The 16,047-nt window shown below is 45.5% G+C and carries 15 protein-coding genes and 1 tRNA gene; 12 read left to right on the top strand and 4 right to left on the bottom strand.

Going from position 1 to position 16,047, the window contains the following annotated elements; translation table 11 throughout:
- Positions 1–154 precede the first annotated feature (154 nt).
- Both AC1RNB_RS02390 and AC1RNB_RS02385 read left to right on the top strand, forming a co-directional pair.
- On the top strand, positions 155–2,710 hold the full coding sequence (locus tag AC1RNB_RS02390) for a DUF5686 and carboxypeptidase-like regulatory domain-containing protein (RefSeq protein ID WP_493080371.1): 2,556 nt from the start codon (positions 155–157) through the stop codon (positions 2,708–2,710).
- Between the two features lie 73 nt (positions 2,711–2,783).
- Positions 2,784–4,964 carry a right-handed parallel beta-helix repeat-containing protein gene (locus AC1RNB_RS02385; RefSeq protein WP_493080370.1) on the top strand — a complete coding sequence of 727 codons (2,181 nt, stop codon included), beginning with the start codon at positions 2,784–2,786 and terminating at the stop codon, positions 4,962–4,964.
- Here the strand turns inward: AC1RNB_RS02385 and AC1RNB_RS02380 are convergent.
- Complete coding sequence (locus tag AC1RNB_RS02380) at positions 4,954–5,451, bottom strand: GtrA family protein (RefSeq protein ID WP_493080369.1); 498 nt, start codon at positions 5,449–5,451, stop codon at positions 4,954–4,956. The two genes, AC1RNB_RS02385 and AC1RNB_RS02380, sit on opposite strands and share 11 nt — an antisense overlap.
- Positions 5,452–5,508: 57 nt before the next feature.
- Here AC1RNB_RS02380 and argS point away from each other — a divergent pair, with 57 nt between their 5' ends.
- The 4 genes from argS (at position 5,509) to AC1RNB_RS02360 (ending at position 9,993) form a co-directional block, all read left to right on the top strand.
- A complete protein-coding gene (argS, locus tag AC1RNB_RS02375; protein WP_493080367.1) occupies positions 5,509–7,299 on the top strand; it encodes an arginine--tRNA ligase in 1,791 nt (596 codons plus the stop codon).
- A gap of 182 nt (positions 7,300–7,481) precedes the next feature.
- Positions 7,482–7,567, top strand: a tRNA-Leu gene (locus tag AC1RNB_RS02370).
- 67 nt (positions 7,568–7,634) lie between these two features.
- Positions 7,635–8,888, top strand: a complete 1,254-nt coding sequence (locus tag AC1RNB_RS02365; RefSeq protein WP_493080366.1) for a DUF2130 domain-containing protein — start codon at positions 7,635–7,637, stop codon at positions 8,886–8,888.
- Positions 8,881–9,993 carry a hypothetical protein gene (locus AC1RNB_RS02360; protein WP_493080364.1) on the top strand — a complete coding sequence of 371 codons (1,113 nt, stop codon included), beginning with the start codon at positions 8,881–8,883 and terminating at the stop codon, positions 9,991–9,993. The genes AC1RNB_RS02365 and AC1RNB_RS02360 overlap by 8 nt, the downstream gene beginning before the upstream one ends.
- A gap of 92 nt (positions 9,994–10,085) precedes the next feature.
- Here the strand turns inward: AC1RNB_RS02360 and AC1RNB_RS02355 are convergent, their stop codons facing one another.
- Entirely contained in the window at positions 10,086–10,709 is a 624-nt protein-coding gene (locus tag AC1RNB_RS02355) for a 4'-phosphopantetheinyl transferase family protein (RefSeq protein WP_493080363.1), read from the bottom strand.
- 69 nt (positions 10,710–10,778) lie between these two features.
- Between AC1RNB_RS02355 and dcd the strand changes: the two genes are divergently transcribed.
- Positions 10,779–11,315 (top strand): dCTP deaminase, encoded by a 537-nt coding sequence (gene dcd / locus AC1RNB_RS02350; protein WP_493080361.1) that lies wholly within the window; start codon positions 10,779–10,781, stop codon positions 11,313–11,315.
- A 25-nt stretch (positions 11,316–11,340) separates the two neighbouring features.
- Here the strand turns inward: dcd and AC1RNB_RS02345 are convergent, their stop codons facing one another.
- Positions 11,341–11,817: a TspO/MBR family protein gene (locus AC1RNB_RS02345; protein WP_493080359.1), complete on the bottom strand. Its 477-nt coding sequence runs from the start codon at positions 11,815–11,817 to the stop codon at positions 11,341–11,343.
- On the bottom strand, positions 11,804–12,925 hold the full coding sequence (locus AC1RNB_RS02340; protein ID WP_493080357.1) for a DUF3810 domain-containing protein: 1,122 nt from the start codon (positions 12,923–12,925) through the stop codon (positions 11,804–11,806). The genes AC1RNB_RS02345 and AC1RNB_RS02340 overlap by 14 nt, the downstream gene beginning before the upstream one ends.
- 122 nt (positions 12,926–13,047) lie before the next feature.
- On the opposite strand from AC1RNB_RS02340, the gene AC1RNB_RS02335 reads away from it, so the two are divergent.
- From AC1RNB_RS02335 to AC1RNB_RS02315, 5 genes are all read left to right on the top strand, one after another.
- Positions 13,048–13,593 (top strand): YceD family protein, encoded by a 546-nt coding sequence (locus AC1RNB_RS02335; protein ID WP_493080356.1) that lies wholly within the window; start codon positions 13,048–13,050, stop codon positions 13,591–13,593.
- A gap of 29 nt (positions 13,594–13,622) precedes the next feature.
- Positions 13,623–13,817, top strand: coding sequence for a 50S ribosomal protein L32 (gene rpmF / locus AC1RNB_RS02330; protein ID WP_078830450.1), 195 nt, complete (start codon positions 13,623–13,625; stop codon positions 13,815–13,817).
- 32 nt (positions 13,818–13,849) lie between these two features.
- Complete coding sequence (plsX, locus tag AC1RNB_RS02325; RefSeq protein WP_493080354.1) at positions 13,850–14,794, top strand: phosphate acyltransferase PlsX; 945 nt, start codon at positions 13,850–13,852, stop codon at positions 14,792–14,794.
- An 85-nt stretch (positions 14,795–14,879) separates the two neighbouring features.
- Complete coding sequence (locus AC1RNB_RS02320) at positions 14,880–15,461, top strand: 1-acyl-sn-glycerol-3-phosphate acyltransferase (RefSeq protein WP_493080352.1); 582 nt, start codon at positions 14,880–14,882, stop codon at positions 15,459–15,461.
- Positions 15,462–15,707: 246 nt separating this feature from the next.
- Entirely contained in the window at positions 15,708–15,884 is a 177-nt protein-coding gene (locus tag AC1RNB_RS02315; protein ID WP_493080350.1) for a hypothetical protein, read from the top strand.
- Positions 15,885–16,047: the final 163 nt, after the last annotated feature.

Genomic DNA, 16,047 nt, shown 5'->3' with positions numbered 1-16,047 from the left:
AGTATTGTCAGATTGATTTCCTGGAAACAGGCAAAATCCTTAGTTTTAAACTACACCGGTACCTGTCAGACTACTTAGCCCGACTTGTATATGGTGTTCCTATCCAATCCTTTGAAAAACCGGTCTGTTTGATAACCCCCGGTAAAAACCTTGTGTGAGCATAACTGAACCCCCATTCCGTAAAGCACTCCTGTGTATAGGCCTGCTTTTGTGCTGTACTTTCTGCCTGCAGGGACAGCAAAGGGGAAACCTGCATGGTACAGTAATCAATGACTTCACCAAAGAACCCGTTTCTTTTGCCAGTGTGTATTGGAAAAAAGCCGGTGTCGGCACCCTTACCGACAGTGCCGGCAAATTCACCCTCCGCCTCAGCCACAACCTGGATGATACCCTGGTAGTGAGTTATGTAGGGTTTGCAGATGTGTATAAGAAATTCAGGAACACACTTAAAGACACTGCCCATCTCTTGCTGGTGATGCGTGAACTGAAATTGGCCAATACGGTAGAGGTGAGATCCAAATTCAACAAAGGACTTCGGTGGTGGAAAGCCATCGTAAACAACAAGGCCCGCAATAACCCCTATAAATACCAGAACTATGCGTATGAACTCTATAACAAAATGGAGCTCGATATTAATAATGTAAGCCGTAAGTACTTTACAGATAAAAAACTATTAAAGCCCTTCCTGTTTCTGCTGGATAATATCGACAGCGTATCTGACCAGAAACCTTTTTTACCGGTGTACATGACCGAAGTACTATCTGATTATTATTATTCTGTTGACCCACACCGCGTACGCGAAGAGATCAAAGCCGCCAAAACAGACGGTATGAAAAACGAAAGCATGCTGCAGTTCATTGGTGGCATGAACCAGAAGATCAATGTGTATGAAAATTATACCAATGCACTGGGCAAAGAGTTCATCAGTCCATTGAGTGATGTGGGCGATAAATACTACAATTACAAAGGGGCCGATACACAATATATCGGCGGACAGCGTTACCTGCATCTTCTCTTCAGTCCCAAACGCGAAGGTGAGAACACTTTCAGCGGCGATTGCTGGATACATGGGGGCAACTGGGGAATTTATAAAATCAACCTGACTATTTCAGCTTCGGCCAATATCAATTACGTAAACCGGCTGAGCATTGTGCAGGAGTTTGGGCTGCGTGCAGATAGCGCCTGGATGTTTTCCAAAGACAAGACGGTGATCGATTTTACCCCCTTTGGCAAGGAGAAACTATCTTTTATTGCCCGCAAAACCAGTACCTATAAAAATGTACGGGTCAATGATTCAGCGATCGACCGTAAACTGACGGCCAATAACCAGAAAGAAGAAGTGATTGTAGCAGATAACGCCAGGGAGAAAGAACTTTCGTTCTGGGAAGGTCAGCGGCATGAAGAGTTAAGTGTGAATGAAAAGAAAGTGTACCGGATGATGGATACGATCAAAACCGTTCCGGCTTTTATAAAGTATACCAAGGCAGTCACTTTCCTCTTTGACGGACATAAAAAACTGGGAATGATAGAAATCGGACCCTGGTATAAATGGGTTAGTGGAAACCAGCTGGAACGCTTTCGTATGCGTTTTGACCTGGGCACTACCGAAAAATTCAGCAAATACCTCCGGTTACATGGTTATCTGGCTTATGGATTCAGAGATGGCAGGTGGAAAGGCAGAGGTGATATCACTTTCAAGCTTCCGGGGAACGATGGGATCACACTCTTTTCATCGTACACCCATGATCTGGATAATGGCCGTACCCGTTACAACGATGAAGACATTACTACGGATAATATCTTCAGTCAGCTCATCCGTAGACAGGGTATCCCGCAGAAGTTTCTGGGTGTGGAAGAACTGAAAGTAGCTATCACCAAAGAATGGAAAAACAAATTTTCTGTGCAGCCCTTTTTTACCCGTACCGCTTATGAAACCTTTAAGCCCCTGCCTGCCACCCGTACTTTGCTTAGTCATGCGGCCCAGAACAATATTGTGAGTGCTGAAGTAGGTCTTCGTTTCCGTTATGCACCCGGCGAAAGAACATTTGCCCGCCACCGCAAAGAAATTAAACTGAAAAGCAATCTTCCCATATTCGAAGCAAGAACAGCATGGGCCATCGAAAATCTCTTCAGTTCCGATTATCAATACCTGCGGCTGGGGGTGAATGTGAGCCAGAATACGCGGATCCCGCGCTGGGGTAAACTCACTTATATGGTGTATGGCGGACAGGTACTCACCAAAGAAGCCCTGCCCTTTATGGTACTGGAGATCCATCCGGGTAATGAGATCTATTATTATAACAAGCAGTCCTTTAACCTGATGAATCGCTTTGAGTATATCAGCGATAAATATGTCGGCATTAACATAGAACATAACCTGGAGAAAAAACTGCTGAATATGCTGCCATTTATGCGCAAAACCAATATGCGGCAGTTCTGGAATTTTAAAACCGTATGGGGCAACCTGTCCGATAAACATCGCTTTTTAAATATCACCGACTATTATTACGAGTACCGGCTACGCTCTCTGCGTGGCGGTTTTTATACCGAGATCGGAACAGGTTTTGAAAATATTTTCAAACTCTTCCGGATAGACCTCGTATGGCGTAGTGCCCCGCTGCGGAATATTCCTCCGGGTATGAACCGGTCTTTGTTCAAGTCCAATACCAACGACTTTGGGATCTTCGGCAGTGTACGCTTTCAGTTTTAAACTACTGCTTATTTAATAAATCTTTACCAGCCCGGTAGTAACATCACTTATCTCAATCCTTATCTTTAACCCTATGAAAGGATGGTATATAGCCTTACTGGGACTGCTGTTCCCGTACTGCCTTTGGGCCAATTCGATTGAATTAACCAGCGGGATGGTGATCAAAACCTCTGTTACCATCCTTCCGCGCACGTATACTTTAGTGGCATCTGCCGATCTGAAAAAACCTTTGCTGGTAATAGAAGGAAATAATATTACGGTTGATTTTAACAAAGCCGTGGTACAGGGTTCCGCAGACAAATCCAGACCGGATGAGTTCTATGGTCTGGCTATCCTCATAAAAAAAGGATCAAAGAATATCACAATAAAAAACGCTTACATACACGGTTATAAAATAGCGATCCTGGCCGACAGTGTAGAAAACCTCACCATCGATCATTGCGATTTGAGTTATAACTGGCGCCAGCATTTGCAGAGTAACCGCGAGCGGGAAGATATCAGCGACTGGATGAGTTATCATCACAACGAAAAAGAAGAATGGCTTCGATATGGAGCCGCTATCTACCTTGTTAATTGCCGTTCGGCTGTTATCTCCAATAACCTCGTCACCGGCGGACAATGCGCGCTGATGATGACACGCTGCGAAAAAGCCAGCGTGTGGGACAATGATTTTTCCTTCAATTCCGGTATCGGCATTGGTTTATACCGCAGCAGCCATAATCAATTTTACCATAACCGGCTCGATTATAACGTGCGGGGATACAGCCATGGCAAATACAAACGTGGACAGGACAGTGCCGGTTTCCTGGTGTTTGAACAAAGCAGTGATAATGTGTTTGCCTTTAATACCGCTACCCATAGCGGAGATGGATTCTTTTTATGGGCCGGACAGACCACCATGGACACGGGTGAAGGCGGAAGCAACGACAATTTTGTGTATGGAAACGATTTTTCGTATGCACCCACCAATGGAGTAGAGATTACTTTCAGCCGAAACCTGGTTATGAAGAACCTGATCAAAGACTGCGACCATGGTATCTGGGGTGGGTATAGTTACGATACGGATATCACAGATAATACTTTTGAGAATAACCGCATAGGTATTGCTATAGAACACGGACAGAATATCAATCTTGTACTGAACAGTTTTACGAATGATCAGACAGGTGTAAAATTATGGTCGAGAGAGAAACAGCCTGCCGATTGGATCTATGCACAGAAACGAAATACCGATAGCCGTAATTACTGGATCGCAGCCAATAAATTCACTTCTACACCCAAAGCATTTGATATCATGGGTACCGATACGGTTGTGTTCAGTGGTAACACCAAACTGCTGGTAGCAGAACCATTGGTACTGGGCGAAAGGGCAGAGAATATTGATACCTCCCGCGAGGCAGAAGTACTGGATATGGACTACCAGAAAGATGAAAGATTAAAAACCATCAAAGCCACGGCCCTGCCACCTACTATTCTGCCGCAGGGTAAAAAGGAGATGCGGATCACAGAATGGGGGCCCTACGATTTCCGCTATCCTTTACTCTGGTTAACGGATATTGATAGTTTGGGTCATTATCATTTTGAAGTGCTGGGACCAAAAGGCAGCTGGGAGCTCACGGCTACAGATGGATTCACGATTGTTGATAAGGGAAACAACAGTTTTCCTTCAACTATCACCGCTACGGCACAAAAAACGCAGGCCCAGAGAGTCATCCGCTTACAATACAAAGGTTCCGGCTACCGCAACCAGTTCGGGAAATGGCAGGACAGCAGCAGCACACATGATTTTACCTACAGTGAATTTGAACCTGTTGCCCAATGGAATGTAAACTGGTACAGATGGAATGCCGATCAGGATCCTGGCAAGGATTATACAGCCTTTACTGCTGTATGGGAACAAACACCCGTTCATTCCGCAGTTACTTCCAACATTGATTTTACCTGGTGGGGCAAAATCGGAAAAGATTTACCCGCAGATTCTTTTGCCACAGTAGCTACTACCACCATGGTATTACCTGCCAATACCTATGAAGTAGGAATTACAGCCGATGATTATGTAAGACTGTTTATCGATGAACAGGAAGTGATCAATGCCTGGGACAGCCAATACACAGAACTGGATGAAAATACCCATCATCATACCCGCATCAAACTCAGTGCCGGCGAACACAGGTTCAGGATCGTACATGCTGAGAAAAAAGGGTTGGCCACTTTACAGTTCTATTTCAAACCCGTAGAAAAAATTATCCCTTAGCCGCTTTGAACGTATAGTTCTTTTGCGAGAGGTAACTAAACGCTACCACAAATACCGTGGTAAGCAATTTGGAAGGTGTGGGATACCACCGGAAAGTTTCTACAAACAGTTTCAAAAAACCATAGTTCAGGAACAGGCAGCCCAGTACCACCATAAAATATTTACCCAGCTGTTTGCGTTTGCCCACAGAAGTTTCCTGGAACACCACATACCGGCTCAGGTAGAACCCGATGGGGAAAGTAACACAGAAACTGATCAGGAAAGCGGCAATATGCGGGGCAATGCTGATGATACCCAGATGGATGACCTGTTTCTGCAATATGAAATTATAGGCCACAAAGAAAAGGGTGATATCCAAAGCGGTATTAAATCCGCCGCAGGCAGCATAACGGAAGGTTTGCAGGGGCATGAAACGACGAAATAATGGATAAAAAAGGTCCACTAAACCCAATATCTGGCCACGGATCGTATCATGCAGCTTTCGCATTATGGTGCCGAAGGTAGGGGTTAATTAGTTACTTTTGCCAGCCGAAATTGTTAAGAAATGAGTGTTGTTACCCGGATAAAAGAAGTTACCGCCGCCGCCATACACCAACTGTACCAGGTAGAACTGGCTCCAAAGGATGTATTGGTAAATGCCACCAAACCAGAATTTGAAGGCGATTATACCGTTGTGCTGTTTGCCTTTGTAAAACAGCTGAAAAAATCGCCCGATGTACTGGGGCAAGAGCTGGGCCAATATATTGTTGATACCCATCCCCAACTTTTTACTGCCTATAATATCATCAAAGGATTTCTCAATATTACCGTGGCCGATAGTTACTGGCTGCAGTTTGTGAACGAGCAGTACAACAATATCTCTTTCGGGCACGCGCCGAAAAACGGACAGAAGGTAATGGTAGAGTACTCCTCTCCCAATACCAACAAACCTTTACACCTTGGGCATTTGCGGAACAATTTTCTGGGCCGAAGTATTGCAGAGATCCTGAAAGCCAATGGCAATGAAGTGGTAAAAACCTGTATCGTAAACGACCGCGGTATCCATATCTGTAAAAGTATGATTGCCTGGCAGCTGTTTGGCAATGGCGCCACACCGGCATCTACGAATACCAAGGGCGATCATTTTGTAGGAGATTATTATGTAAAGTTCAACGATGAATACAAACAGCAGGTAGAAGAACTGAAAGCCCAGGGCAAGCTGGATGAAGAAGCCGAGAAAACAGCCCCCATTATGCTGGCCACCCAGCAGATGTTGCTGGATTGGGAAGCTGGCAAACCCGAAGTGATGGAACTCTGGCGTACGATGAACAGCTGGGTGTATGCCGGTTTTGAAGCTACTTACCAGCGTATCGGCAGTGATTTTGATAAGACCTATTACGAAAGCAATACCTATTTATTAGGAAAAGACCTGGTGGAAACCGGTCTGACCAAAGGCGTGTTTTACCAGAAGCCGGATGGCAGTGTATGGATCGACCTGACAGCCGACGGACTGGATGAAAAACTGGTACGCAGAAAAGACGGTACATCAGTGTACATCACACAGGATATCGGACTGGCCGAACAGAAACAGAAAGAATTCAATGCCAGCCAGAGTATTTATGTGGTGGGCGATGAACAGAATTATCATTTCAAAGTATTGAAACTGATCTGTCAGAAACTGGGATTACCTTCTGCAGATGGCATCTATCACCTGAGTTACGGCATGGTGGAATTGCCGACCGGCAAAATGAAGAGTCGCGAAGGAACCGTTGTAGACGCCGACGATCTCGTAGAAGAAATGGTGAACATAGCCCGCCAGAAAACAGAAGAGCTGGGTAAAGTGAAAGATTTTACAGCAGAAGAGCTGACAGAATTATACGATATCATCGGACTCGGTGCCCTGAAGTTTTTCCTGCTGCGGGTAGATCCCAAAAAGAAAATGGTCTTTAACCCGGAAGAAAGTATCGACTTCCACGGTTTTACCGGCCCCTTCATTCAATATACCCACGCAAGGATCAAAAGCATTTTACGGAAAGCAGGGGTAGATGCAATACCCCCAACTCCCAACTCCAAACTCCAAACTACCTTACTGCCCTTGGAAAAGGAGCTGTCCATCCACCTGGAAACCTTCCCTGCTGTATTACAGGATGCCGCCAATGAACACGACCCTTCTAAAGTGGCCATTTATGTGTTTAATCTGGCCAAGGTCTTTAACTCATTTTATACGGAACATTCTATAGCCAATGCCGAGAGCCAGGAGAAAAAAAAGCTCCGTTTACAGCTTTCCCGGCTTACAGCGCAGGTGATCAAAAACGGGATGAATGTATTAGGGATCAAGGTTCCTGAAAGGATGTAATACGTATCCGGCAACTGATTCTCAGTGGTAAGCAATTAAAATCCGGGAATCTGCCGCGAATTTTATCCGTTTCCTTTACATTTGCGTTCCCAAACCTACGGCGGGTGACAAACTTACCGAAGGGGGAAAAGGAAATTCACTTATTCCAAACTGGTTTAGTATTTCTTGTTCTCAAAATAACTGCGGAGGTGGCGAAATTGGTAGACGCACTACTTTGAGGTGGTAGCGCCTTTTACCGGGCGTGGGAGTTCGAATCTCCTCTTCCGCACAAACCGGCTCATCTGAGCCGGTTTTTTCATTTCAATGCTTAGTCTTACTTTGTAAAAAAAACATACATGTCCAGTTTTATTATCACCTGCCCTAACTGTAATCACCAGTTTGAACCCGGCGATTCTATGCGTGATGAGATCGAAAAGGAACTGCGTGGTAAAATGGTAGACTGGCAGAAGAAAAAAGACGAAGAATTCAGGTTAAAGGAAACCAGTTTTCAGCAACAGTTACAGGCCAAAGACGAAGAGAACCGCAAACAGATAGATGCGGAAAAAAAGAAACTGCAACAGGAACTGCAGGATACGATCCGTAAATCAGTGGCGGCAGATTTTGAGAACCAGCTGAAAATGCTGCAGCAGAACGCAGCCGAGAATGAAGAAAAACTGAAAGAAGCCCGCAAACAGCAACTGGAATTTCTACAGAAAGAACAGGCCCTGAAAAACAAAGAGGAAGAGCTGCAGCTTACCCTGCAGAAACAATTGATGGAAGAAAGGGAAAAACTGAAAGAACAATTACAGAAAGAAGAATCGGAAAAAATTAACCTGAAAGAACAGGAATACCAGCTACGTTTAAAAGAACTGGAAAAACAACTGGACGACCAGAAAAAACTGGCCGAAGAAATGCGCCGTAAATCGGAGCAGGGCAGTATGCAGTTACAGGGAGAAGTACAGGAACTGATGCTGGAAGAACTGTTGCAGGCCACTTTCCCCTTTGATAAAATAGAGGAAGTGGGTAAAGGCGTGCGGGGTGCGGATTGTACCCAGATTGTACGCAACCAGTTTGGTAACGAAGCAGGTAAAATTATTTATGAAAGCAAACGCACCAAAGATTTTTCGAATGAGTGGATCGAAAAACTGAAAGCGGATATGCGTACGCTCGGTGCCGATGTTGCCGTGATTGTAACACAGGCTTTCCCGAAAGATATGGACCGGTTTGGGGAAAAAGACGGCGTATATATCTGCAGTTTTGCAGAAGTACGAAGTGTGGCCCTGCTGTTAAGAAATGCCCTGCTCAAGATTGCCGATGCGAAAAAAAGCCAGGATAATAAAGGCGACAAAATGCACATGCTCTATGATTATCTGACCGGAAGCGAATTCAGTGAACAATGGAAAGCGATCCGCGAAGGGTTCATGAGTATGAAACTGAGCATCCAGCGTGAAAGAGATGCCATGGAAAAACTCTGGAAAGCCAGGGAAAAACAACTGGAGAAAGTATTGCTGAATGCCGCACATATCAAAGGATCCGTAGAAGGTATTGCCGGCGCCGACGCCATTAACCTGAATTTGCTCGAAGACACAGACCCCATATTAGTTGAGTAATCCATTCAACCATATCGACCCATCTGATCAACCCGATCGTCCATCGAAGAAGAAACCCATTTTCCCGGTAAAAGATGATCTGCGGCAGTATCTGGTAAAGTATGGCCGCGAAGTAAACCTGCCCGTTAGTTATGCCGATCTGCAGCGGTTTACCTATACGGTTCCGCTAAAAGATAAATATGGCAAAGACACGGCCTGGGAAAAAGTGTCTTACGATATGCACGAATGGGAATTCCTGCGCGAGAACCTCGTACGTATTTATGCCATTCTAAAAACCGAAGGTGATCTCAGCTTTATCAATCACCTGGATGTGGCCCGCATCGATTTCTGTTTTTTCGGCAACAGCCAGCCTTTCCGCATCCGTATCGTAAACAAGTTCAACGATAACTACGATCATTACTATATCAAACAGGCCGATGCCAGCCGTATTTACGGACTGGAACTGGAACACCTGTTATCGCCCAACCGGATGACTTATTTCACCAACAAAAACACCCTGATCGAAGAACATATTCCGGGTATCCCCGGAGATATTTTCATCCATGATTACCTGCAGGATCCGAATACCAACCAGATCCGGCTGGCCAAAGAGTTTGTGAAATTCAACGAACGCTGTTTTGTACACTTGCTGGGCGATATGCGGGCCTATAATTATGTGGTAAATATCACTCCCGATATCGAAGATTACCAATACCGCATCCGCGCCATTGATTTTGACCAGCAATCTTATGAAGGAAGGAAAAACCTGTATTTACCCCAGTTTTTCAAAGAGAACAAACCGCTGGTAGACATTGTAGCCAAACACCTCGATGCCAAATCCATTGCCCAATACCAGGCAGAAGAAAGAACTATGATGACTTTCCGTCTGGTTTCGGCCCGTTACCGCATGAAAGAGATCCTCGATATCATGAGCGGTGACGATATCTCCAAACCCGAAAAGATCGAACAACTCAAAGAAGAACTCAGTACCCATTTCAACAATCCCGTCGCTTTCAAAAAAGCCAAAACCATGGGCCAGCTGGTAAAAAGACAAATGAAAGTAATGCTCCAGAAGAACCTCATGTTCGTGCCCAAAACCAAAGCCCAAAGCCGGTTTGACGATTGAGTAATTATAAACCTCATTCCATCATTCTATCATTGAATCCCCCCTTCACTCATTCACTCATTCACTCATCCACTCATTCTCTCATTCACTCATTAATTCGTCCACACCAAACTCACCCCCTCTTCCATCCGGTAATGCAGATCCAATGCTACATCAAAATCATTTTTATGAAACCTTGTTTTTATACTGCCCTTCTCTGCCATTAAAAAAGGTTCAATCCGCAACACTTCACTAAAATCCACCTCCCCTCTGCCCCACCATTTGAACATGGCTTCCTTACAACTCCATAAAAGGGTGAGCAAAGGAATTTGTTGGTCATGAGGATAACCATGCACAAACACCAGTTCATCCGGGTGGAGAAATTTATGTTTGATCTTCTCTACTCTGGGCGAGATGGTTTCAATATCCACCCCCACCCTGTCTGTACTGCTAACGATAGCCGCCGCATACTCACTGCAGTGAGAGATGGAAAAATGGTATTGCTCTCCCGGTAAAAAAGGTTTGCGGGTATCTGCGATCTCGATCTCGTGGTGAGGAAAATCCGGGAATAAATAAGGCAGCAGAAAACGTCCCGCCAGGTGTTGCAGGCGTTTATGCGGGTGCGTGATCTCACGACCCAAAGGCACGGCACGCAGAAAAAAAGATTCGGTTTCTTCGATCTTCCAGACCGCCAGTTTTGTGGTTGGGTTAATATCTTGTTGATAAAACAGCGGCACAGGAGTAATTTAGAATTTAGCTTGCAGGGGTTCGTATTATTACAGTCTCAATAGATAAAAGTACAAAGAATGATCCTCACAGATTCACGCATACTGGAAGAAATCGCCAAAGGAACCATTAAGATAGAACCCTATAACCGGGCCGACCTCGGCAGCAACAGTTACGATGTTCATCTCGGCAAATGGCTGGCCACGTATGTAAATGCGGAACTGGATGCCAAAAAGCACAATAAGATCGAGTACTTCGAAATACCGGATGAAGGTTTTGTATTACAACCCCACGCCTTTTACCTGGGCGTAACAGAAGAATATACCGAAACCCATGCCCATGTGCCTTTTCTCGAAGGAAAATCATCTACCGGCCGGCTGGGAATTGATATCCACGCTACTGCCGGTAAAGGCGATGTAGGTTTCTGCGGTAACTGGACACTGGAGATCTCCTGCAAACAACCCGTGCGTATTTATAAGGGAATGCCCATCGGTCAGCTGATCTATTTCCCCGTAGACGGAGAGATCGCTGTTAAATACAACCAGAAAGGCAATGCCAAATACAGCGGTCAGCCGGATAAACCAGTGGAGAGTATGATGTGGAAGAACCAGTTTTAGAATTCGCGGATGACGGATTAGCGGATTATGGATTCAGCTTCCAGATGGCTGCCGTTAAGATCGTGGCAAAACTTACCCAGCCTAAATAAGGTAACAGTAGCCAGCTGGCAGTGGGAGAAAGTTTGGCAAACCAGATCATGGTGAGCAGGATGAAGATCCATAGGAACACCATTTCCAATAGGGCAGCAGCGATCAGATGCTGGTTAAAGAACAGGATGCTCCAGCAAAAATTCAGGATGAACTGGATCACGAAAAGGGCGAGCCCTACATTTCGTACGGTAGATACGGGCTGTTTCCATACAAGGTAAAAGCTGATGCCCATCAGCAGGTACAGCATCGACCATACCGGGCCAAAGATCCAGTTGGGCGGATTAAAAGAAGGTTTCTGCAAACCCGCATACCAGCCCGGGATCTCACTGATCGTGAAAATACCACCGAGAGAACCGATTCCCACGGTAAACAAAACAGACACTACCAGTTTCACCCAATTAAAGTTTGCCATATTTTTTGCGGTAAGCAATTAACCATCCCACCACTTCATTATAACTGTTCAACCCTTCCAATTGTTTATTTAGTTTCAGGTATTGATCATACAAACTGGATACGGCCGGCGAAATCCGGTTCCGTCTTTTGAAAAAGAATTCGCGGATCTCTTTCCTGTCCTTTTTCACCAGGGTATCCATCGTTTCCCTGTTCTGTTTCAATACCGCTTCAAAAATGGTAAAATCCTTTTCCTTCCCATACATCCGCACCTGCTCTCCCTGTGCATAAGAGAATAGATCAAGGTACACCGAATAACGCACATATACATCTTTAGACGCGGCAGCGGCCAGGTACCCCACAAAATTGGCTTCGCTCTCACTGGCATACCCCAGTTGGTGGGCCATTTCATGACAGGTAATATACGGTATCAATACCCGCGGTACATCTGTGCGCAACTGTGCCTCCCCGGTAAAAGGATTATAATATCCCGTAAAACCCATATAATCTGCCACCCCGTTAAACAGGCTCGATTTCACGGAATGGTTCCGGTAATTCAGGAATTCATACTGGTAAGAAGCGGCTTCATACGAACGGTAGGCCTCGCGGTACAGGGTATCCAGCGGCGGGGCGGGTAACACCGTATCGGAGATCTGACGCCGGCATTCATTCAGCTTTTCGATCAATGACAGTGCCAGTTGGGTCACTTCTTCTTTGGAATACGTCTGTTTGGAAAGGCGGAGCTGATAGGCAATACCCAGCCGGTTATAGTTGAGTCCCCACACCAGTTTAAACACGATATAGACCCATAGCATGGTTTTGGTAAACCCATAGCCCAGATGCACCAGCCGGGCCTGGGTCAGTTCCCGCCGGTACAGCAGGCGTATCATCCGTACCAGCCCGATCAGCAGCAATATCACCAGCCAGGCATATACTAAATCACCGATACTGAAAGGGATCCAACGGGTAAGGGTGCGCAGCGTAGAAGCCAGTCCGGGATAAAAACCGGTGGCATAGATGGTTTCCACCTGGTGAGGAAAAATAGAAAACAGACTGATAATCAGCGAAATACAAAACAACATACCCAGTTTCACCCATTGCCAGGTAGAAATTGCCCCCTTTTGTTTCATAACTGCAAATATGCTGCAAAATAGCCTATCATTGCCGGTGGACCAGTGATTGGCCCGGATTCAATTTTCCTTTGGCGTTTCGGGCGTTTTGGCGTACCTTTGCAAGCCCTTAAAAAACGGTTATGAATCAGCGGCGGGAATTTGAGATAGCATTTGTGGGTTTGAAGCCGGGGGTACATGTTTACGAATACCGGATTGAGGACAAGTTCTTTATACCCTACGGGGAGCAGGATTTTACGAATTGTGTGGCTGATGTAAAGCTGAGCCTTGAAAAGAACAATGGCTTTATGCAGCTTAAATTCGATATCGACGGGAGCGTGAATGCAGCCTGCGACAGATGTGGAAACACACTGCCCATGCAGCTTTGGGACGAGTTCAATATCATTGTAAAAATGGTGGAGAATCCCGACGAGATGAACGAACAGGAAGAAGACCCGGATGTATATTATATCAGCCGCGGAGAAAGCCATTTACACCTGGCCGACTGGATCTACGAGTTCGTCAACCTCAGTGTTCCGTTGCAGAAAATTTGCAGCAAGGAAGAAATGGGAGGGCCTAAATGCAACAAAGAGGTACTGGAGAAGCTGAAGAAAATGGAAGAAGAGACCCGGAAAGAGAGTGGCACCACTGTCTGGAAAGGCCTTGATAAATTTAAAAACCTGGATTAATTTTTTTTTGATACTATAAATTTCGAGATATGCCGAATCCTAAACGCAGACATTCCCAGCAACGTAGCGCAAAGAGAAGAACTCACTATGTGGCTCAGGAAGTAACATTAAGCAAAGACAGCACCACGGGTGAAACCCATGTACGCCACCGCGCGCACGTGAGCGAAGGTAAATTGTTCTATAAAGGGAAACTGGTAGCTGAAAAAGCTCCTCTGAAAGCATAACCTTTTTAGTTCAACTTTAGCTTCCTGCTACGATGAATATTGGATTAGACATGATGGGTGGAGATTTTGCACCGCTGGAGGCGGTGAAAGGTTTGCAACTATACCTGTCTGACCCATCCCGTACGGCATCTATATATTGCATAGGTGATGAAACACTGGTAAAACCTCTGTTGGAGGAACACCAGGTTACATCACCTAATTTGCATTTGGTACATGCCCCGGAAGTAATCGGCTACCACGAACATCCTACCAAGGCCCTGAAAGAAAAACAGCAATCTTCCATTGCTATCGGTTTCCACCTGCTGGCTACCGGTAAAATAGATGCGTTCATCAGTGCGGGCAATACCGGCGCCATGCTGGTGGGTGCCATGTTCAGTATCAAACCCATCGAAGGGGTACAAAGACCCACCATTGCCACTATCGTTCCCAAATTGAGTGGTTCCACAGGTGTGATCGCGGATGTAGGTCTCAATGCCGACTGTAAACCCGAACACCTGAACCAGTTTGCCATACTGGCCAGCCTGTATGCCCAGTATATCCTCAACATCAATCATCCCAAAACAGGTTTATTGAATGTGGGCGAAGAAGAAGGCAAAGGAAATATACTGGCGCAGGCCACTTATCCCCTGCTGAAAGAAAATACCGCCATTAACTTTATAGGTAATATCGAGGGCCGCGACCTGTTTAATGATAAAGCCGATGTGATCGTCTGTGACGGATTCACCGGGAATGTACTCCTGAAAATGGCCGAATCGATCTATGATGTGGCCAGCCAGCGTGGCTACCGCGATGATGCCTATTTCAGCCGTTTCCACTACGAAAACTATGGCGGCACACCGGTGCTCGGTGTTAACAAACCCGTGATCATCGGCCATGGTATCAGCAACGCCAAAGCTTTCAAGAATATGATTGAAGTAGCCGAAAAAATGATCGACTGCGATCTCTGCGGTAAAATTACCGACAAGTTCAAGTCCTGATAGTACAGTACCGTTTTACCCACTTTCAACACCTGCAACCTTCTTTCCCGATTACTGTTATTGAGGATATAACCCCTTTTTTCAAATGAACCTTTCTGCCGCCTGTTCACGTATTTTCAAAGCCACCGGCTGGACGGTTGACACGAATCTCCCTCCCGAGATTAAAAAATGTATCATTATTGCCGCACCGCATACCAGTAACTGGGATTTCTGGTACACCATGGCTGCTTTTGCCATTTACCGGCTGAAGATCCGGTTTACGGTAAAAAAAGAGTGGATGAAATTTCCTTTCAGCCTGCTGATGAAGCCACTGGGTGGTATCGCCATCGATCGTACACCCAGAACGGCGGGGGCAGACCGGAAAAGTTTTGTGGAAGCCATGATCGACCTGTTCCGGCAGCATGAGGAGTTGATTATTCTGATTACCCCCGAGGGAACCAGGAGCTTCCGCGATAAATGGAAAACCGGCTTCTACCATGTGGCACAGGGTGCCGGCGTACCCATTTGCCTTGGTTATGTAGACTATGCAAAGAAAAAAGCCGGCATCGGCAAAGTGATCTATCCCAAAGATTACGTGGCAGATATGCGCGAAATCATGGCTTTTTATGGCCAGGTAACCGCCAAATTCCCTGAAAAATTCGCCGTGGACAAGGATTTTGTCGCCTAAAATCGGTTTTAAGGTCCTTCCAGGCTGTTATTCATCAGCTTATTTATCCGCTCATCACAATCCCTCATTCCTCCCTTTTATAGGTCAGGAACAGCTAAACCCTTGATTTTACTGCATTCCAAAGCATAACTCATTATTATGCCATAGAAAATACTACCCTTAAGAAGGTACTATGTATTGCATAGTATTATTTAGCACCCTATCTTTGTTCTATCAAAGTAATTAAAACCATTAAAAATAACCGTTATGAAAAAGTTCCTTTTTACCACTTACGTGATCTTCCTGATGGCCCTGGTACCTGCTGTTGTTTTTGGATACCTGCATAGCAATACCGGCAACCAGAAAGCCAATACTGAAACCAGCAAAGAAGTAAGTAACAACCAGAGTGAAGAACGCAGCTTACAACTGGTAAAAACCTTCTAAGCTGCGCTATGCGAAGTTGGCAGGTTCTGCGTAAGCAGTCAAGACATTTACAAGGGTAGCGGATCCTACCCAACTCCCCCGGGTAATCCGCTGCCCTTTTATAAATTCCTCTTTTCGTTGTAGCTATTTTACAATTGGCTTTGCCGGGAAGCGCAAAACTCTA

The organism is Sediminibacterium sp. GW821-FHT12F12, assembly GCF_058806635.1.
Note: the sequence above shows the minus strand (reverse complement) of the source record. Positions and strands in the feature narration are given on the sequence as shown.

Bases quoted from the DNA above. Each gene is read 5' to 3' on its own strand.
- AC1RNB_RS02385 (WP_493080370.1), top strand. From the start codon at position 2,784: ATGAAAGGATGGTATATAGCCTTACTGGGACTGCTGTTCCCGTACTGC.
- AC1RNB_RS02380 (WP_493080369.1), bottom strand. From the start codon at position 5,451: ATGCGAAAGCTGCATGATACGATCCGTGGCCAGATATTGGGTTTAGTG.
- argS (WP_493080367.1), top strand. From the start codon at position 5,509: ATGAGTGTTGTTACCCGGATAAAAGAAGTTACCGCCGCCGCCATACAC.
- AC1RNB_RS02365 (WP_493080366.1), top strand. From the start codon at position 7,635: ATGTCCAGTTTTATTATCACCTGCCCTAACTGTAATCACCAGTTTGAA.
- dcd (WP_493080361.1), top strand. From the start codon at position 10,779: ATGATCCTCACAGATTCACGCATACTGGAAGAAATCGCCAAAGGAACC.
- AC1RNB_RS02345 (WP_493080359.1), bottom strand. From the start codon at position 11,817: ATGGCAAACTTTAATTGGGTGAAACTGGTAGTGTCTGTTTTGTTTACC.
- AC1RNB_RS02340 (WP_493080357.1), bottom strand. From the start codon at position 12,925: ATGAAACAAAAGGGGGCAATTTCTACCTGGCAATGGGTGAAACTGGGT.
- AC1RNB_RS02335 (WP_493080356.1), top strand. From the start codon at position 13,048: ATGAATCAGCGGCGGGAATTTGAGATAGCATTTGTGGGTTTGAAGCCG.
- rpmF (WP_078830450.1), top strand. From the start codon at position 13,623: ATGCCGAATCCTAAACGCAGACATTCCCAGCAACGTAGCGCAAAGAGA.
- plsX (WP_493080354.1), top strand. From the start codon at position 13,850: ATGAATATTGGATTAGACATGATGGGTGGAGATTTTGCACCGCTGGAG.
- AC1RNB_RS02320 (WP_493080352.1), top strand. From the start codon at position 14,880: ATGAACCTTTCTGCCGCCTGTTCACGTATTTTCAAAGCCACCGGCTGG.
- AC1RNB_RS02315 (WP_493080350.1), top strand. From the start codon at position 15,708: ATGAAAAAGTTCCTTTTTACCACTTACGTGATCTTCCTGATGGCCCTG.